The organism is Mitsuaria sp. TWR114 (assembly GCF_007997345.1).
The window spans coordinates 1-1,856 of the sequence record NZ_VOSR01000107.1 but is presented as its reverse complement, the minus strand read 5'-3'; the positions used below and the strand labels follow the sequence as shown (position 1 = coordinate 1,856).

The 1,856-nt window shown below is 73.4% G+C and carries 2 protein-coding genes and 2 pseudogenes; 2 read left to right on the top strand and 2 right to left on the bottom strand.

What is annotated here, in order from left to right; genetic code table 11:
• Together FUT87_RS31605 and FUT87_RS28450 are read right to left on the bottom strand one after the other, a co-directional pair.
• Positions 1-117 (bottom strand): histidine kinase dimerization/phospho-acceptor domain-containing protein (locus tag FUT87_RS31605; protein ID WP_147240308.1); only part of this gene is annotated, 117 nt, incomplete at its 3' end.
• A gap of 109 nt (positions 118-226) precedes the next feature.
• The gene (locus FUT87_RS28450) at positions 227-835 is read right to left on the bottom strand and encodes a hypothetical protein (RefSeq protein ID WP_186830370.1); all 609 of its coding nucleotides are present in this window, start codon (positions 833-835) and stop codon (positions 227-229) included.
• A 39-nt stretch (positions 836-874) separates the two neighbouring features.
• Here FUT87_RS28450 and FUT87_RS31600 point away from each other — a divergent pair.
• Both FUT87_RS31600 and FUT87_RS30370 read left to right on the top strand, forming a co-directional pair.
• Positions 875-1,507: pseudogene (locus FUT87_RS31600) on the top strand (efflux RND transporter periplasmic adaptor subunit); the annotation flags it as partial.
• Positions 1,508-1,607: 100 nt separating this feature from the next.
• Positions 1,608-1,856 (top strand): annotated as a pseudogene (locus tag FUT87_RS30370) (efflux transporter periplasmic adaptor subunit); the annotation flags it as partial.

The following is a 1,856-nucleotide window of genomic DNA, read 5'->3' as shown; positions in this document are numbered from 1 at the left end:
CAGCGCCTGCGCGTCGAGCTTGCGCACGCCGTCCTCCAGCGCCTCCAGCTCGCCGTGCAGCACGCCCAGCGGCGTGCGCAGCTCGTGCGAGACGTCGGCCAGGAACTCGCGCCGCATCGCCTCGTTGCGCTGCAGGGTCAGCGCCAGCTGGTTGAAGTCGCGCTGCAGGCCGGCGATGTCGTGTTGCCGCGCGTCTCCCGCACCCGCACGCCGAAGTCGCCGGCGGTCAGGCGTGCGTCGCGTCCGCCACGCGCCGCACCGGCTGCAGCAGCCGGCGCGAGATCCAGTACGCCACACCGGCCGCCAGCAGCACTGCCGCGCCGCCGACCACCCAGGCCGAGCGCAGCTGCGCGTCGTAGAAATGCTTCTCCGCGCCCGGGCTCACCGATTCGATCGGGGTCAGCGCCAGCCAGCCCACGGTCAGGCCGTCCACGATGATGGGCCGCTCGATCGTCGGCTCGACCGGGCCGGCATAACCGGCCACCCGCTCGCGGTTCTCGTCGAACAGCGTGAAGCGCCGCGTCGCGCCGGTCAGGTCGGCCGGTCCATGCTTGACCGCCGGCATCTCCGCCTCCGGCACCAGCGGCCGCAGCAGCCGGCCCCACAGCTCCGGCTTCTGGCGCAGGAAGTCCCAACTGCGGCCGTTCTCCCGATAACCAGCGGTGACGCTGGTGCGCGCAAGTTCCAGCCGGTTGACCGCCTGCTCGTTGAGGTAGCCGATGAAGTCCCGGTTCAGGTTGATGTGCGAGAACACGCCCATCGCCAGCGCGACCGCCATGGCGGTGCTGAAGACGGCGATGAACAGCCGGGCGGTGAGGGTGAACGGAAGCTTCATCCAGGAGAACGGGGCGGCGAGTGGACCAGGGCGGGCCGCATGATGACCGGCGCCGCGTGCGGCGGGCAAGCCGTCTGGGCGGAGCCCGCGCGGCGGACGCGATCTTCAAGGTGTCTCCACATTCGTGGGCCAGCATCCGCCGCCATGCCGAAGATTCTGACACCCTGCGCGCGGGCGGCCGGTCCGCGCGCGTCGATGCCGCGTCCCGCCGCGCTGTCCCTGCTGGTCGCCTTTGCGGCCGTCCTCGCGGCTGTCCTGGCCGCCGGCTGCGGCGAGAAGAAGACCGCCGCCGCCGCGCCCGCGCCGCCCGAGGTGGGCGTGGTCATCGTCGCGACGCAGGACGCGCCGCTGGCGCTGGAGCTGCCTGGCCGCCTGTCGGCGAGCCAGGTCGCCGAGATCCGCCCGCAGGTCAGCGGCATCGTCCAGAAGCGGCTCTTCGAGGAAGGCACGACGGTGCGCGCCGGCCAGGCGCTCTACCAGCTCGATGCCGCCAGCTACGAGGCCGAGCGCGCGCGCGCCGCGGCCGATCTGCAGAAGGCCGAGGCCCAGGTGGCCGTCGCCCGCACCCGCGCCGAGCGCGACGCCGAGCTGCTCAAGGCCGACGCGCTCAGCCGCCAGAGCGCCGACGACAGCGCCAGCGCGCTGCGGCAGGCCCAGGCCGACGTGGCCGTGGCCCGCGCCGCGCTCGACGCCGCGCGCGTGCAGCTGGACCGCACCCGCACGCGCGCCGATCTCCGGCCGCATCGAAGTTTCCACCGTCACCGCCGGCGCCTTGGTCACCGCCAACCAGACGCAGGCGCTGACCACGGTGCAGCAGCTCGATCCGATGCATGTGGACATCGTCCAGAGCAGCGCCGAGATCCTGCAGCTGCGCCGCCAGCTCGAGGGCGAGGGCCCGAACGGCCAGGGCAGCCGCCAGATCCGCGTCGTGCTCGAGGACGGCACCGTGTACGCCCGTCCCGGCACCTTGCAGGTCAGCGGCGTGACCGTCGACCGCGGCACCGGCGCGGTGACGCTGCGC

What these genes read in the sequence shown, in the direction of transcription:
- FUT87_RS28450 (WP_186830370.1), bottom strand. Translation starts at nt 835, where the DNA reads ATGAAGCTTCCGTTCACCCTCACCGCCCGGCTGTTCATCGCCGTCTTC.